Genomic DNA, 13,939 nt, shown 5'->3' on the forward strand with positions numbered 1-13,939 from the left:
TCTACACTGGCCACGCCCGTATCGTAGCCAGCGCTTCCGACACTCGCTGTATTGAACGCCGAGGTGCTCCCCGCCCACGCGCGGGGCTCGATCGCCCGCGAGGCGCTCAGCCGGGCCGGTAGGTCCACAGCGGGACGGCCATCTCGGCGGCGGTGAGGCCGCCGTGCTGGCCGATCAGGCGGGCGATGTGCGGCGGCTCCCCTTCGACGCCGACCACGGCGAAGGTCTCGCTGCAGGCGACCACCAGGTCGCCGATGCGCTCCCGGCTGTCGTCGGTGGTCTCGGGACCGAACCATCCGCGGTCGATCGCCTCGTCGCGCCCGATGATCTCGGCCCGCCCGGCGACCGCCTCGCTCCAGGCGGCGGTCACCTCGTCGGCGGCTCCCGGTTCGACGTGCAGGTACCGCATCCGGCCGTCCCCGGCGACGGCCTCGACCCCGGCGAGCAGCTCGGGGCGCTCGTCCACGTGCAGGCGCTCGGTCAGGTTGACCATGCCGTGGTCGGCGGTCACCAGCAGCGCGGCATCGCGCGGCAGGTCGGTCAGGAGGTCGTCGACGGTCGCCGCGACCGAGGCGACCGCGTGCAGCCATTCGGGCGAGCCGATCCCGTGGAAGTGCCCGGCGGTGTCGACGTTCGGCAGGTAGGAGTAGACCAGGCTGCGGTCGCCGCGGGACAGCGCGTTCAGCGTCTCGGCGGCGACCTCTCCGGGGGTGGTGGCCGGCAGCCAGTCGGCGCCGCGGTAGATGGCCCGGGTCAGGCCCGTGTCGCGGAAGGCCCCGTTGGAGACGGCGGTGCACGCGACCCCGTCGGCGGCGGCCCGTTCGAAGACCGTGGGATGGGGCTGCCAGGTCTCGGGCTCGGGTCCGCCCTCCCAGCGGATGTGGGTCACCAGGTCCCCGGTCTCGGGGACCCGCAGCGTGAAACCGATGATGCCGTGCCGCCCCGGCGGCATCCCGCAGGCCAGCGAGGCCAGGCTGATCGGCGTCGAGGAGGGCACGGTCGCCGTGATCGGGGCGAGGGTCCCCAGTTCGCCGTTGTGGATCGCCTCGACCGTCGCGCTCGCCTGCGCGGCCTGTCGCAGCAGGTGGTACCCGAAACCGTCGAGCAGCAGCACCGCGATGCGGCGCACCCCCTCGAGCCGCCCGTCGCGCAGGAGCAGCGCCTCGCCGTCGCCGGGCACCCCGAGGGCCGCCAGCGCGGCGGGCATGACGTCGGCGAGGGTGCCGGTGGCGTAGGCGGGCCGCATGGCCTCCAGGTGCGGGCTCGAGCGCATGGCCCGAGGCTAGCCGGTGGCCGCGTGCGGCTCGCCCACGGTGCCGGTGTCGGGTCAGGCCGAGGCGCCGGCCGGTTCACGGCGTTCGCCGGCCCGCTCCCGGCCCGGTGGCCGGGCGGTGGGGCCGGGCCACCACATGCGCTCCCCGATCCACAGCGTCAGGGCCGGGACCAGGAGGCTGCGGACGATGATCGCGTCCACCAGCACGCCGAGCGCCACCACGACGCCGATCTGCATCAGGAAGGTGAGCGGCATCAGCGCCAGTACCGCGAAGGTGGCGGCCAGGACCAGCCCGGCCGAGGTGATGACCCCGCCGGTGAGGGTGAGCGACCGGAGGACGCCGACGCGGTGGCCCCACGCGGGGACCTCCTCTCGGGCGCGGGTCATCAGGAAGATCGTGTAGTCGACCCCCATCGCCACCAGGAACAGGAAGCCCAGCAGGAAGAAGCTGTAGTCGACCGTGCCGTGGCCGAGGGCGTCGAGGACGAGTCCGGCGGCGCCGACGGCGGCGGCGTAGGACAGGACGGTGCACAGGGTGAGCACCACCGCCGCCGTCACGGCCCGCAGCAGGGCCCCGATCACCGCGAGGACCACGGCGAAGATGAGCGGGATCAGCAGCGCCGCGTCGCGGGCGTTGGCCTCGTCGAGATCGAGGCGGGTGGCGGTCGCGCCGCCGACCAGGGCGTCGGCGGCGGTGTCGTCCAGTGCGGCCCTCAGTTCGGCCACGGTGTCCTGGGCGGCGGCGGTGGAGGCCTCGTCGACCAGGACCGCGTCGATGCGGACCCAGTCCGAGGTGGGCGAGGCCTGCGGCTCGGGCACTCGGGCCACGCCGTCGTCGGCGTCGAGGACGGCGGTCACCGCCTCGGCCTCGGAGGCGGGGGCGTAGACCTCGGCGGGGCTGCCCGCGCCCGCCGGGAAGTGCTCGGCCATCCGGTCGGCGACGCGCTGGGACTCGGTCTCGGTGGTGAGGATCCGGGACTGGTCGAGCCCGGCCGAGACGCCGGTCGCGCCGACGGCGAGGGCGCCCAGGCCGAGCGCGACCGCGGCCGCGACGGTGCGGGGCCGCGCCGAGACCAGGCGGGCCACGCCGCCCCAGATGCGGTGGCGGCGCTGGGCCGGCACCAGGTCCTCGCCGGGTTCGTGGCGCGGGATCACCGGCCAGAACACGGCCCGGCCGAAGAGCGTCAGGGCCGCCGGCAGGAGCGTGGTCGAGGCGAGCACGGCGCTGACGACGCCGACGATGAGCACCGGGCCGAGGGCGGCGGTGCTGGAGACCGCGGCCAGCGGCAGGACCGCGAGCGCGAGCACGACGGTCCCGGCCGAGGCGGCCACGGCCGGGAGGGTGCGCGAGAGGGCCTCGCTCATGGCCTCGAACCGGTCGGCCCGCCGCCGCAGCTCTTCCCGGTAGCGGGAGACGAGCAGGAGGGTGTAGTTGGTGGAGGCGCCGAATACCAGCACCGTCAGCACACCGGTGTTCTGGTTGTTGAGGGTGGCCCCGGCGTACTCGCCGAGCAGGTAGGCCGCGCCGGAGGCGAGCTGGGAGGCGATCGCGATGCCGGACAGCGGGAGGAGCAGCAGCAGCGGGGATCGGTAGCTGAGGGCGAGGACGAGCGCGACCACGCCGACGCTCATCCAGGTGAGCGGGCCGTCGAGCTGCGAGAACGCCTCCTCCATGTCGGCGGCGATCGCGGCCTCGCCGGTGAAGCCGGCTTCGAGGGAGCTCGGGAGGCCGTCTTCGACGATGGCGTCGGCGTCGGCGATGACGGCGTTGTCTTCGTCCTCGATGGCGGCGGCGTCGACGGGGACGGCGAGCATGAGCGCCCGTCCGTCCTCGGACGGGACGGGTCCGGCGGTGGTCTCGCCCGGTGCGGCCAGGTCGTCGAGGGCGGCGCGGTCGGCTTCGACGGCCGCGTATTCGGCGTCGCCTACCTGCTCTTCGGCGGTGTAGAGCACCAGGAGTCCGGCGGTGTCGGAGTCGTCGAACTCGGCTTCGGCCAGTTCCATGGCGCGGGTGGATTCGGCGTCGGCCGGCAGCCAGTTGACCCGGCTGTCGTCGACGGCGCCGGACAGTTGCGGTCCGAGGGTGAAGCCGACGGCGGCGAGGGCGGCCCACAGGGCCAGGGCGGGCCACCGGCCGCGTCGGGTGCCCGCGAACGCGAGCTTCGAGCGCTTCGGGGGTGCGGGAGACATCAGCGGTTTCCTTTCGGTGGAACGGATCGTCACCTCGAATCTCGGCCCGGTAAGCCGAATCCACATCGGCCCGGCAGCGTGCCTCCCCGTACGCCGCAGCGACTATGGCACGGTCGAGCATCATGGACTCGCCACCTGATCGCGGCCCGGAGGAGATCGCCATAGGCACCACCCCCGTGGAGGTGGACGAAGCGCTGCTCGAAAGGGTCCTCAGGATCTCGGGAGCCCGCACTGTGCGGGATGCGGTGGACTCGGCCCTGCGCGAGTACATCGAGCGCCGCGAACGAATTGCGCCGGAGCCGGGCGCATCACGCTCAAGGATCGGCAATCGGCGTTCGAGCGGCCGTGGAAGGTTTCAGGGTTCGGGGACTTCCAGGCCCGATCGGTAGGCGATGGCGACCAGGCCGGCCCGGTCCCTCGCCTCCAGCTTGGACAGCAGGCGGCCCACGTGGGTGCGCACGGTGGCGGGGCTGATGAACAGGTGGCCGCCGATCTCGTCGTTGGTCAGCCCGGTCGCCACCCAGCGGAGGATCTCCAGTTCGCGTTCGGTCAGCTCCCCCAGCCTCGGGTGGGGCCTGCCGGGACCGGTCCGGTTCTCGGCATGGGCGTCGATCACCTTGCGGGTCACGTCCGGAGACAGCAGCGAGTCTCCCGCCGCCGCCAGCCGCACCGCCCGCAGGATCTCGGCGGGGTCGGTGTCCTTCATGACGAACCCGGCCGCACCGTTCGAGAGGGCCTCGAAGATGTAGGAGTCGATCTCGAAGGTCGTCATCATGACCACGCGCGTCCGGTCCAGGCCGGAGTCGCGGCCGATGCGCCGCAGCACTTCGAGGCCGTCGACGCCGGGCATGCGGACGTCCAGCAGCGCCACGTCGGGCCTGATCCGGCGGATCTGCTCCCAGGCCTCTTCGCCGTCGGTGGCCTCGGCGGCCAGGCGCACGTCCGGTTCCTCGGCGACGAGGGTGCGCAGCGCCATCCTGATCAGGTCCTGGTCGTCGGCGACCACGAGTTCGATCATCCGCGTCCTCCGTCTCGGCGAAGCCTGCGGGCTGTCAGTCGGCATCGCCTGCATAGGGAATCTCGGCGTGGACCGCGAAGCCGCCGCCGGGGCCGGGTCCGGCGCGGAACGTCCCGCCGTGGGCCTCCACCCGCTCGATCATGCCCGTGATCCCCTGGCCGGCGGCAGCGGGGTCGATCTCCCCGCCACGGCCGTCGTCGGTCACCTCGATCGCCAGCCCCTCGGCCCCGCAGTCGATCCGCACGCCCGCGCGGCTCGCCTCGGCGTGGCGGATGACGTTCGTCAGCGACTCCTGCACCACCCGGTAGGCCGCTGCGGCCGGGCGCGGCGGCACGGCCGCGGCGTCGCCGCCGATCGCGCACTCGACCGGCAGGCCGCCGCCCCGCACGTCGTCGACGAGGGCCGGGATGTCCTCGATCGTGTAGGCCGGCCGCAGCTCGGGGGCCTGGCCCTCTCGCAGCGGCGCCAGCGTCGCCCGCAGGTCGTCGAGGGCGCGGGTCGAGGTGTCGCGGATGGCCCGGAGGTTCTCGACCTGGCCGGCGGCGGCCTCCGGCCGCTTCTCCAGCATGTGCAGCGCCACCCCGGCGTTCATGCTGACCACGGCCAGGCTGTGGCCGACCACGTCGTGGATCTCGCGGGCCATCGCCACCCGCTCGTCGGCCCGGTGGCGCTCGCGCTCGGCGGCCGTCTCCCGGGCCCGTGCCCGCCGCGCCTCGCGCACCACCCGCCCGATCGTGGCCGGGATCGCCAGCCAGACCACGGTGATCGTGGCCTCCACCAGCGGATCGGGCCCCCGATCGGGGTCGAGCCCGTAGGCCTGGAAGACCGTGTTGGCGACCCACAGGAGCGCCAGAACGAACAGGGTCGCCTTGAGTGACCGGGCGAAGGCGTAGAAGAAGACTCCGATCGCCGGCATCACGTAGACCGGCCCCTCCGGGAAATCCAGGGCCAGGTAGACCCAGAGGACCGCCATGGTGCCGAACAACGTCGCTTCCGGCCAGCGCCGCCGCACCGCGAGCAGGGCCGTGGAGAGTCCGATCAGCGCGAACGCGCCGAGCCCCGGGGCGTGGTCGGCGGTCGCCCCGATCGTGGCCCCTGCGGTCCCGGCGCCGATCATGAGCGCGACGCCGACGTCGAAGACCAGCGGCTGGGCCCTCCAGCGGTTCGCGATAGCTTCGGTCACCGCTCCAGCCTAGGGCCGAAGCCGCCTCCGGGAGGTCGGTGCCGCAGCGTATCCGGCCTACGCGTCCGGGCGTATGGGCTTGCGCGCGAGCAGGTGGATCTGGGTGGCCATGTCGCGGAACGGGATCCTCGCGGCCGTGGCGAGTTCGAACTCGCGCAGCTCTTCGCCGGCCCCGGCGTCGGTCTCGGCCACCGAGCCCGGGATCAGGTCGCCGACGACGCCGACGCCGTGGACCTGCTCGGTGACCAGGCCGGAGCCGCCGACGAGGGCGGTCAGGGTCGCGGTCTCGAACCGGCGCTTGAGGGTGTCCTTGCCGTCGACGATCCCGTCGACGTGGACCAGCAGGTCCAGGGCCGTCGAGAAGTGGCCGGTGAGGGCCTTGCTGAGCACGGCGGCGATGCGGTTGGCGACCAGGACGCTCACGGCCCCGCCCTGGGCGCAGACCGACGACAGCGCGTCGAGCGCGACGTCGGGGTCGTCGATCATCTCCAGGACCGAGTGGCACAGCACCAGGTCGGCCGATTCGGGCTCGATCGCGCCGGGCAGCTCGTCGGCGTCGGCCTGCACGGCCTCGACCCGGTCGGTCACGCCCGCGTCGGCGGCCCGCTGCTGCAGCGACGCCAACGCGTTCGCGCTGGGTTCGACGACGGTGACCTCGTGGCCGAGCTCGGCCAGCGGCACGGCGAAGCCGCCGGAGCCGCCGCCGACGTCGACGATCTTCATGCGCGCGCCGGTGCCGGCTGCGAAGCGTTCGATCTCGGCCGACAGCACCGACCACACCACGGCGACGCGGGGATGGTGCGTGGTGTCGGCGCTCTCCCTGGGTATGTCGACCATGAGGATTACCTTATCTTCGGCTAGTCGCGCAGGTACGGCGGATTGCGGCGGACCGCCCGCAGGTAGGCGGGGTTGTTGCGCAGGTAGCGGCGCCACAGCCGTCTCGGTTCCTTGGCGAGCCGGTAGAGCCATTCGAGTCCGTTGCGCTGCATCCACGGCGGGGCCTGCGGGATGAGACCGGCGTGGAAGTCGAAGGCGGCGCCGACGCCGAACAGGACCGGCGCGTTCAACCGGTCGCGGTGGGCGGCCATCCAGCGCTCCTGCTTGGGCGTGGAGAGCCCTACCCACACCAGTTGCGCCCCCGAGTCGTTGATCCGCTCCACGATCTCGGTGTCCTCGGCCTCGCTCAGGGGGCGGAACGGCGGCGAGTAGGCGCCGGCGATCTTGACGCCGGGGATGCGCTCGGCCAGCTTCTTCGACAGCAGTTCCGGGATGCCCTCCTTGCCGCCGTAGAGGAACGACGACCAGCCTCTCTCGGCGGCGCGTTCGAGGACGTTCAGCATCAGGTCGGGCCCGTAGACCCGGTCCATCCATTCGGCGCCGGCCCTGCGGCCGGCCCACACCATGGGCATGCCGTCGGGGGTGGTGAGCCCGGATTCGTTGTGGATGGTCCGCAGCTCGGCGTCGCGCTGGGATTCCATGACGCCGTGGACACCCGTGACGCACACGTAGCGGCGCCGTCCCGAGTCGATCCAGCGGGTGATCTCGGCCAGGGCCATCGACTGGTTGACGGTGGAGACGCCGACGCCGAGGACGTCGACGCGGCGGAGCCTGGGATCGGTCATGGCGCTACAGGTTGTACTTGGCCTTGACCTGGTCGTAGACCCATTCGTAGGTCTTGGCCATGCCGTCGCGCAGGCTGATCGAGGGCTCCCACCCGAAGTGCTTCTGGATGCGGGTGTTGTCGGAGTTGCGGCCGCGCACGCCCAGGGGACCGTCGATGTGCTTGAGCTCGATCTCGATGCCGGCGATGTCGGCGACCAGGTAGTAGAGGTCGTTGATGGTGGTCAGCTCCGAGGAGCCGAGGTTGAGCGGCTCGGTGACGTCGGAACGGGCGATGGTCTTGGTGCCTTCGACGCAGTCGTCGATGTAGGTGAACGAGCGGGTCTGCTCGCCGTCGCCCCAGATCTCGACCTCGCGCTCGCCGGTGAGGGCCGCGAGGGCGATCTTCCGGCAGGTGGCGGCGGGGGCCTTCTCGCGGCCGCCGTCCCAGGTGCCTTCGGGGCCGTAGATGTTGTGGTAGCGGGCCACGCGGGTCGCCAGGCCGAAGTCCTCGCGGAAGTGTCGGGCCATGCGCTCGCTGAACAGCTTCTCCCAGCCGTAGCCGTCCTCGGCGTCGGCCGGGTAGGCGTCCTCTTCCTTGAGGGGGGCGATGTCGGCGTCGGTCTGCTTGTAGCCGGCGTAGACGCACGCCGAGGAGGAGTAGAAGAAGCGCTCGGCTTCGGCGTCCCTGGCGGCCATGAGCATGTGGGTCGAGGGCAGGACCGAGAGCATGCACAGGGCCTTGTTGTTCTCGATGAAGCCCATGCCGCCCATGTTGCAGGCGAGGTTGTAGACCTCGGCGGCGCCGCCGTCGACCGCCTCGTTGCAGGCGGCCAGGTCGGTGAGGTCGCGTTGGAGGTTCCGGGACTCGGCGTGCATCTGGTACCACTGGTCGAGCGGTTTGGAGTCGACCGCGCGCACGGTCTTGCCCTCGGCGAGCAGGCTCGCCACCAGGTGACCGCCGATGAAACCACCGGCTCCCGCCACTACCGCGTCCACGCCTCGCGCCATCGTGACTCCTCCTGCTGTCGGCTACGGGTGAAGAGGGTCTTCAGCCTACCCGGGGGCGGACCGGGCCCACCAGTCGGGAAACCGGGGCGCGCCTCAACCTTTGAGCAGATGGGCCGGGCCGACCCGGAACAGGTTCGGGTCCTCGTCGGCGGCGATGCCGCCGTCGACGCGGGGCGCGATGCAGACCAGGCTCGCGGGCGGGTCGCCGAGGAGCCGGCGGACGTGGCGCAGGCGCCGGAGCTGCCGGTGGTGCATGAGCAGCCCCCAGCGGAGGGTGCCGAGGGCGACCGGTTCGCCGTCGGCGTTCCAGGCGGCGACCTCCAGGGTGCGCATCTGGCGGTGGCGCGGGTCGGGCACGACGATGCGGGCGGCGGCCACGGCACCGGGGGCGCCGAGCGCCCACTCGCGGGCGAGGTCGGCGAACTCGGCGCGGCAGACGTAGCGGTCGAAGCGGGCATGGGTCATCCGCCACAGCCGGTCGGTGATGTAGCCGCGGCGCCACCGGGGCAGGTGCTCGGCCATCACCGCGTAGTAGAAGCGCGCCGGCCGGTCCGTCATCATCCAGAAGGGATCGTCCGGTTCGAGGGGGTTGGGGTGGGCGCGCACCAGGCCGGCCTCGGCCAGATGCTCCAGGGTCGGCCCCAGGTCCTCGAAGCCGGTGACGGAGGACAGCTCCCGGGCGGTGCGCGGCCGGATCGTCAGGCGGTCGAGGAGGCGGTCGACCCGCTCGTCGGGCTCCTCCCCCAGCGCCTCGGCGACGGCGCGCTCGGCGATCCCGAACAGGGGGTTGCCGGGGTTGAGGACGGTCGCCTTGACCCAGTCGGGGACCTCGCCCAGGGTCGCCGGCAGCCGCCCGGCGTGGGCTAGCAGGCCCGGGTCCGAGCCCAGGACGGCGTGGGCGGCGATAGCCGCCTCCGGATCGGCGATGCCCAACGCGCGCATCCCAGTTGCCAGTTCGCTCATAACTTCAAGAGCCTATACATGATGTGCATCCCCACCAGGCCGTGCACCGGGTGCCGGAAGCCGTCGGGGACGACCGCGAGCGTCTCGAAGCCGAGCGAGTGCCACAGCTTCACCGCGCGTTCGTTGGTCTCGACCACCGCGTTGTACTGCATCGCGTGGAAACCGTCGGCGGCGGCCCGGGCCAGCGCGGCCTCGCCGAGCGCCCGCCCCACGCCCCGGCCGCGGAAGGCCGGGTCGACCATGAACCCGGCGTTCGCCACGTGCGAGCCCTGCCCGGGCTGGTTGGGATGGATCTCCACGGTCCCGGCGACCCGCCCGTCGAGCTCGGCGACCTGCACCGACGCCGGCGGTTCCTTCTCGATCCAGAACGAGCGCGCCCACTCCTCGGAGGTGTCCCGCGGCCACGGGTAGGTCTCCCCGGCTTCGATGATCGGCCTCGCGAAGGCCCAGATGGCGGGCCAGTCGGCCGCCTCGGCGTCACGTATCCGCATGGTTCGAACGGTAGGGGCTCATCGCGGCGGCTGCCAGTCCGAGAGCGAGGTGGCCCGGCCGGCGATCACCGAGTCGGGCATCGCCCGCAGCAGGCCGCGGGTGACCCCGGGCCCGCCCGAGGCGACCATGTGGACCCGCCGCGACAGCCGCGCGACCTTCCTCACCCGGGCCATCCGGGTCCGGTCGTAGGCGTGGAGGGCGTCGGGGATCGACTCGGGGTTGCGTCGCAGCGCCCAGCCGAGGGTGACCGCGTCCTCCAGCGCCAGGCTGGCGCCCTGGGCCAGGATGGGGGCGGTGCCGTGGGCGGCGTCGCCGACCAGGACCACCCCGTGGTCGCCCTCGGCGTGGTGGAGCCTCGGCGGCAGCGGCCACACGAACCGGACCGGCTGCTGGCTCAGCTCCGAGGGGCGGGTCGCGGCGATGAACTTGCCGACCGGGCCGGGCCAGTCGGCGAACCAGCGGTTGATCAGCTCGTGCTGGATCTGCGGCGACTCCGGGCGCATCCCGCCGGGCACGGTGGCCCACCAGCAGGCACCGGAGTGCCCGAGGTCGGCGTAGCCGAAGCGGCGCCGGTCGGGTCCGTAGATCTCGGCCGCCTCGGCGCCCCGTTCGGGGGCGCGGTGGGCCGGGATGGTGGCGCGGAAGGCCACCACGCCGGCGTCGACGGTGGGGGCGCCGGCGGCGATCATGCCCCGGGTGGGGGTGTCCATGCCGTCGGCGGCGACGATCAGGTCGGCGTCCCAGCGGCGGGTGGCGTCCCCGGCGGCCAGGTCGACCAGGTCGATCCGGGACACCTGGGTCGCCGGGTGGATCTGGACGTCGCGGTCGAGGTGGCTCACCAGCGCCTCGTAGAGCACGGCGTTGTGGACCATGACCGAGGGCGTGCCGTCGTCGGCGCCGAGCAGCGCGGCCGAGAACGAGTTGGCCAGGCGCTCCTCGTGGCGCAGCTCGAACCGGTCGACCGGGGAGCCTCCGGCGTCGAGGGCGGCGTCGATGCCGAGCGCGCGCAGGGCGCGGACGCCCGAGGCCCACAGCAGCGTGCCGACGTTGTCGCCGCGCAGCCGCTCGCGGCGCTCGAGCAGCGCCACCCGCCAGCCGAGCTTGGACAGGACGAGGGCGCTGGCGAGCCCGGCGATGCCGGCACCGACGACTACGGCTCTACGGTCATGCACGTTGCACCTGCCCGGGGGGAAGCGGTGGAGGGGTCGGTCAACTGTCGTCGCGGGTCCGGCCCGCGTCGGGTTCGTCTTCGGAGGCGTCGTCCTCGGCGGCCTCGCCGTCGTCGTCGGGCGTTTCGGATTCGCGCGGTTCGGCGCCCTTGGGAAGGCGCCCGGCGGTGTATCCGGCGACCTCGGCGGCCGCGGAGTCCCAGTCGACGGTGACGCGCTCGCCGTTCTCCAGCACGTAGACCAGGCGGGTGCCGCGCGCCCGCAGCAGGTAGATGACCGCGCCGACGATGACGACCACGCTCATCCACTGGTTGAGGCGCATGCCCGCGAAGGCCTCGGCGGGGTCGATGCGCAGGCCCTCGATCCAGAACCGGCCGATGCCGTAGAGCAGCACGTAGAGCGCGAAGGCGCGCCCGGCGCCGAACTTCCGCCTGCGGTCGGCGCCCCACACGATCAGGGCGACCCCGACGTTCCACAGCGCCTCGTACAGGAAGGTCGGGTGGAACGTGGCGTACTGGCCGTAGTCGGCGATGCGGTGCTGGGGATCGATCTCGACCGCCCAGAACAGCTCGGTCGGCTTGCCGTAGAGCTCCTGGTTGAACCAGTTCCCGAGCCGACCGACCGCCTGCGCGACCGGCAGGCCGGGGGCGAGGGCGTCGGCCACCATGGCGAAGGACAGGCCGAGCTGGCGGCAGGCGAACCAGACGCCGACGGCGCCGAGCACCACCGCGCCGGGGATGCCGAGGCCGCCCTCCCAGACGGCGACGATCTTCCAGGGGTCGCCGTCGGCCCCGAAGTAGGGGTCGGGGCTGGTGAACACGTGGTAGAGCCGGCCGCCGACGATGCCGAAGGGCACCGCCCACACGGCGATGTCGAGCACGGCCCACTTGGGGGCGCCGCGCGATCGCAGCCGAGCCTCGGTGATCCAGCAGGCGGCGGCGATGCCGGCGATGAGGGCGAGCGCGTAGGCCCGGATCGGAATCGGTCCGATGTGCCAGACGGATTCACTCGGGCTGGGTATGAATGCGAGGTCCACGACGTTAAACCGTATAGGAGTCGCTATCGGCGCACTCCCGCGGCCAGGTCGGTCGTCAGATCGGCCAGGCGCTGGTGCCCGGTGGGCACGTCGTCGGTGCTCAGGTAGCAGCCCACGATGGCCGAGCCGACGATGACCGCGTCGCCGTAGGCGGCGACCTCGGCGGCCTGGTCGCCGTCGCGGACGCCCAGGCCGACGCCGATCGGCAGATCGGTGTGGGCGCGGGTGCGCTCGACCAGCGCTGGGGCGGCCGCGGAGGTGGCGGTGCGGGCGCCGGTGACGCCCATGACCGACTGGGCGTAGACGAAGCCGCGGCTGGCCGCGGCGGTGGCGGCGATGCGGTCGTCGGTCGAGGACGGTGCGACCAGGAAGACCCGGTCGAGGTCGTGGGCCTCGGAGGCGGCGAGCCAGTCCTCGGCCTCGTCGGGGATGAGGTCGGGGGTGATCAGCCCCGCGCCGCCGGCGGCCGCGAAATCGCGGGCGAAGGCCTCGACGCCGTAGCGTTCGACGAGGTTCCAGTAGGTCATCGACAGGATCGGGACGCGCCCGGCGACCGCTTCGGCGACCTCGAACAGTTGGCGGGTGCGGAAGCCCCCGGCGAGGGCCCGGTCGGCGGCGCGCTGGATGGCGGGGCCGTCCATGACCGGGTCGGAGTAGGGGATGCCGACCTCGATGAGGTCGGCGCCGTGGTCGATCATGATGTCGATGGCCTTGATCGAGTCGGCCAGGGTCGGAAAGCCCGCCGGGAGGTAGCCCACGAGCGCGGCGCGGTGCTCGGCCCTGGTCACGGCGAAGGTGTCGGCGCTCTTCATCACTCAGTTCCCCGATCGAAGCCGAAGTAGTCCACTACGGTGCCCATGTCCTTGTCGCCGCGGCCGGACAGGTTGACCAGCACGGCCGCGCCCGGTTCGAGGTCCGGCGCCAGCCGGAGCGCTCCGGCCACGGCGTGGGCGGACTCGATGGCGCAGATGATGCCCTCGGTGCGGGCGAGCTTCTCCAGCGCGGCCATGGCCTCGGCGTCGGTGACCGGCTCGTAGACGGCGCGGCCGGCGGCGGCGAGGTGGGCGTGCTCGGGGCCGACGCCCGGGTAGTCGAGGCCGGCCGAGATCGAGTGCGACTCGATGGTCTGGCCGTCCTCGTCCTGGAGCACGTAGGTGCGGGCGCCGTGGAGGACGCCGACCTCCCCGGCGGTGATGGTGGCGGCGTGTCGGCCGGTGTCGTAGCCCTCGCCGCCGGCTTCGAAGCCGTAGAGCTTGACTTCGTCGTCGAGGAAGGCGGTGAAGGTGCCCATGGCGTTCGAGCCGCCGCCTACGCAGGCGGCGACGACGTCGGGCAGCTTCCCGGTCCGCTCCAGCATCTGGGCGCGGGCCTCGTCGCCGATGCCGCGGCAGTAGTCGCGCACGACCTTCGGGAACGGGTGGGGACCGCCGACCGAGCCGATGAGGTAGTGGGTGTGGTCGACGGTGGCGACCCATTCGCGGAGCGCCTCGTTCATGGCGTCCTTGAGGGTGCGCGAGCCCGTGGTCACCGGGACGACCTCGGAGCCGAGCAGGCGCATGCGGGCGACGTTGAGCGCCTGGCGGCGCATGTCCTCCTCGCCCATGTAGACGGTGCATTCGAGGCCGAGGTAGGCGGCGGCGGTGGCGGTGGCGACGCCGTGCTGGCCGGCACCGGTCTCGGCGATGACGCGGGGCTTGCCCATGCGCTTGGTCAGCAGGGCCTGGCCGAGGACGTTGCGGATCTTGTGCGCGCCGGTGTGGTCGAGGTCCTCGCGTTTGAGCCAGATGTCGACGCCGGCCTCGGCCGAGAGACGCTCGGCCTTGTACAGCGGCGAGGGCAGGTTCCCGTAGTCGCGGAAGAGCCGGTCGAGTTCGGCCTGGAAGCCGGGGTCCTCGATCGCCTTGTGGTGGGCGGCGTCGAGCTCCTCGAGCGCGGCGATGAGCGCTTCGGGGACGAACCGGCCCCCGAATTCGCCCCAGTGCCCCTTCAGATCCGGGTTCGGCAC

Annotated in this window: 14 protein-coding genes; 1 reads left to right on the plus strand and 13 read right to left on the minus strand. The window is 72.7% G+C overall.

Translation table 11 applies throughout. The annotated features are described in order from the left end of the window. Positions 1 to 106: 106 nt before the first annotated feature. Together CUT39_RS01755 and CUT39_RS01760 are read right to left on the minus strand one after the other, a co-directional pair. Positions 107 to 1,273, minus strand: coding sequence for an alkaline phosphatase family protein (locus tag CUT39_RS01755; protein WP_100444218.1), 1,167 nt, complete (start codon positions 1,271 to 1,273; stop codon positions 107 to 109). 54 nt (positions 1,274 to 1,327) lie between these two features. After that, entirely contained in the window at positions 1,328 to 3,463 is a 2,136-nt protein-coding gene (locus CUT39_RS01760) for an MMPL family transporter (RefSeq protein WP_198586791.1), read from the minus strand. Positions 3,464 to 3,585: 122 nt separating this feature from the next. Between CUT39_RS01760 and CUT39_RS01765 the strand changes: the two genes are divergently transcribed. Continuing rightward, positions 3,586 to 3,852, plus strand: coding sequence for a type II toxin-antitoxin system VapB family antitoxin (locus tag CUT39_RS01765; protein WP_232805524.1), 267 nt, complete (start codon positions 3,586 to 3,588; stop codon positions 3,850 to 3,852). Here CUT39_RS01765 and CUT39_RS01770 read toward each other — a convergent pair. The 11 genes from CUT39_RS01770 to trpB all read right to left on the minus strand — a co-directional run bounded on the left by CUT39_RS01770 (position 3,819) and on the right by trpB (position 13,939). Continuing rightward, entirely contained in the window at positions 3,819 to 4,481 is a 663-nt protein-coding gene (locus CUT39_RS01770) for a response regulator (protein WP_100444220.1), read from the minus strand. The genes CUT39_RS01765 and CUT39_RS01770 overlap by 34 nt on opposite strands. Positions 4,482 to 4,515: 34 nt before the next feature. Then, positions 4,516 to 5,664 carry a sensor histidine kinase gene (locus tag CUT39_RS01775; RefSeq protein ID WP_100444221.1) on the minus strand — a complete coding sequence of 383 codons (1,149 nt, stop codon included), beginning with the start codon at positions 5,662 to 5,664 and terminating at the stop codon, positions 4,516 to 4,518. A 57-nt stretch (positions 5,665 to 5,721) separates the two neighbouring features. Next, positions 5,722 to 6,501: a methyltransferase domain-containing protein gene (locus CUT39_RS01780; RefSeq protein ID WP_100444222.1), complete on the minus strand. Its 780-nt coding sequence runs from the start codon at positions 6,499 to 6,501 to the stop codon at positions 5,722 to 5,724. A 20-nt stretch (positions 6,502 to 6,521) separates the two neighbouring features. Next, entirely contained in the window at positions 6,522 to 7,286 is a 765-nt protein-coding gene (locus CUT39_RS01785) for a WecB/TagA/CpsF family glycosyltransferase (RefSeq protein WP_100444223.1), read from the minus strand. Positions 7,287 to 7,290: 4 nt separating this feature from the next. Continuing rightward, entirely contained in the window at positions 7,291 to 8,274 is a 984-nt protein-coding gene (locus CUT39_RS01790; protein WP_100444224.1) for an NAD-dependent epimerase/dehydratase family protein, read from the minus strand. A gap of 93 nt (positions 8,275 to 8,367) precedes the next feature. Next, positions 8,368 to 9,237 carry a hypothetical protein gene (locus CUT39_RS01795; protein WP_157930425.1) on the minus strand — a complete coding sequence of 290 codons (870 nt, stop codon included), beginning with the start codon at positions 9,235 to 9,237 and terminating at the stop codon, positions 8,368 to 8,370. Continuing rightward, on the minus strand, positions 9,234 to 9,728 hold the full coding sequence (locus tag CUT39_RS01800; protein ID WP_100444226.1) for a GNAT family N-acetyltransferase: 495 nt from the start codon (positions 9,726 to 9,728) through the stop codon (positions 9,234 to 9,236). Before CUT39_RS01800 ends, CUT39_RS01795 begins: the two co-directional genes overlap by 4 nt. 18 nt (positions 9,729 to 9,746) lie before the next feature. After that, the gene (locus CUT39_RS01805; protein ID WP_100444227.1) at positions 9,747 to 10,901 is read right to left on the minus strand and encodes an FAD-dependent oxidoreductase; all 1,155 of its coding nucleotides are present in this window, start codon (positions 10,899 to 10,901) and stop codon (positions 9,747 to 9,749) included. Positions 10,902 to 10,938: 37 nt separating this feature from the next. After that, entirely contained in the window at positions 10,939 to 11,934 is a 996-nt protein-coding gene (gene lgt / locus CUT39_RS01810) for a prolipoprotein diacylglyceryl transferase (RefSeq protein ID WP_100444228.1), read from the minus strand. A 23-nt stretch (positions 11,935 to 11,957) separates the two neighbouring features. Continuing rightward, positions 11,958 to 12,746, minus strand: a complete 789-nt coding sequence (gene trpA, locus CUT39_RS01815; RefSeq protein ID WP_100444229.1) for a tryptophan synthase subunit alpha — start codon at positions 12,744 to 12,746, stop codon at positions 11,958 to 11,960. Then, complete coding sequence (gene trpB, locus CUT39_RS01820) at positions 12,746 to 13,939, minus strand: tryptophan synthase subunit beta (RefSeq protein ID WP_100444230.1); 1,194 nt, start codon at positions 13,937 to 13,939, stop codon at positions 12,746 to 12,748. The genes trpA and trpB overlap by 1 nt, the downstream gene beginning before the upstream one ends.

Origin of the sequence: Glycomyces xiaoerkulensis, from assembly GCF_002798405.1 — a bacterium.
GTDB lineage: Bacteria > Actinomycetota > Actinomycetes > Mycobacteriales > Micromonosporaceae > Glycomyces > Glycomyces xiaoerkulensis.

What these genes read in the sequence shown, in the direction of transcription:
- CUT39_RS01760 (WP_198586791.1), bottom strand. Translation starts at nt 3,463, where the DNA reads ATGTCTCCCGCACCCCCGAAGCGCTCGAAGCTCGCGTTCGCGGGCACC.
- CUT39_RS01755 (WP_100444218.1), bottom strand. Translation starts at nt 1,273, where the DNA reads ATGCGCTCGAGCCCGCACCTGGAGGCCATGCGGCCCGCCTACGCCACC.
- CUT39_RS01785 (WP_100444223.1), bottom strand. Translation starts at nt 7,286, where the DNA reads ATGACCGATCCCAGGCTCCGCCGCGTCGACGTCCTCGGCGTCGGCGTC.
- CUT39_RS01780 (WP_100444222.1), bottom strand. Translation starts at nt 6,501, where the DNA reads ATGGTCGACATACCCAGGGAGAGCGCCGACACCACGCACCATCCCCGC.
- CUT39_RS01790 (WP_100444224.1), bottom strand. Translation starts at nt 8,274, where the DNA reads ATGGCGCGAGGCGTGGACGCGGTAGTGGCGGGAGCCGGTGGTTTCATC.
- CUT39_RS01765 (WP_232805524.1), top strand. Translation starts at nt 3,586, where the DNA reads ATGGACTCGCCACCTGATCGCGGCCCGGAGGAGATCGCCATAGGCACC.
- CUT39_RS01770 (WP_100444220.1), bottom strand. Translation starts at nt 4,481, where the DNA reads ATGATCGAACTCGTGGTCGCCGACGACCAGGACCTGATCAGGATGGCG.
- trpA (WP_100444229.1), bottom strand. Translation starts at nt 12,746, where the DNA reads ATGAAGAGCGCCGACACCTTCGCCGTGACCAGGGCCGAGCACCGCGCC.
- CUT39_RS01795 (WP_157930425.1), bottom strand. Translation starts at nt 9,237, where the DNA reads ATGAGCGAACTGGCAACTGGGATGCGCGCGTTGGGCATCGCCGATCCG.
- CUT39_RS01800 (WP_100444226.1), bottom strand. Translation starts at nt 9,728, where the DNA reads ATGCGGATACGTGACGCCGAGGCGGCCGACTGGCCCGCCATCTGGGCC.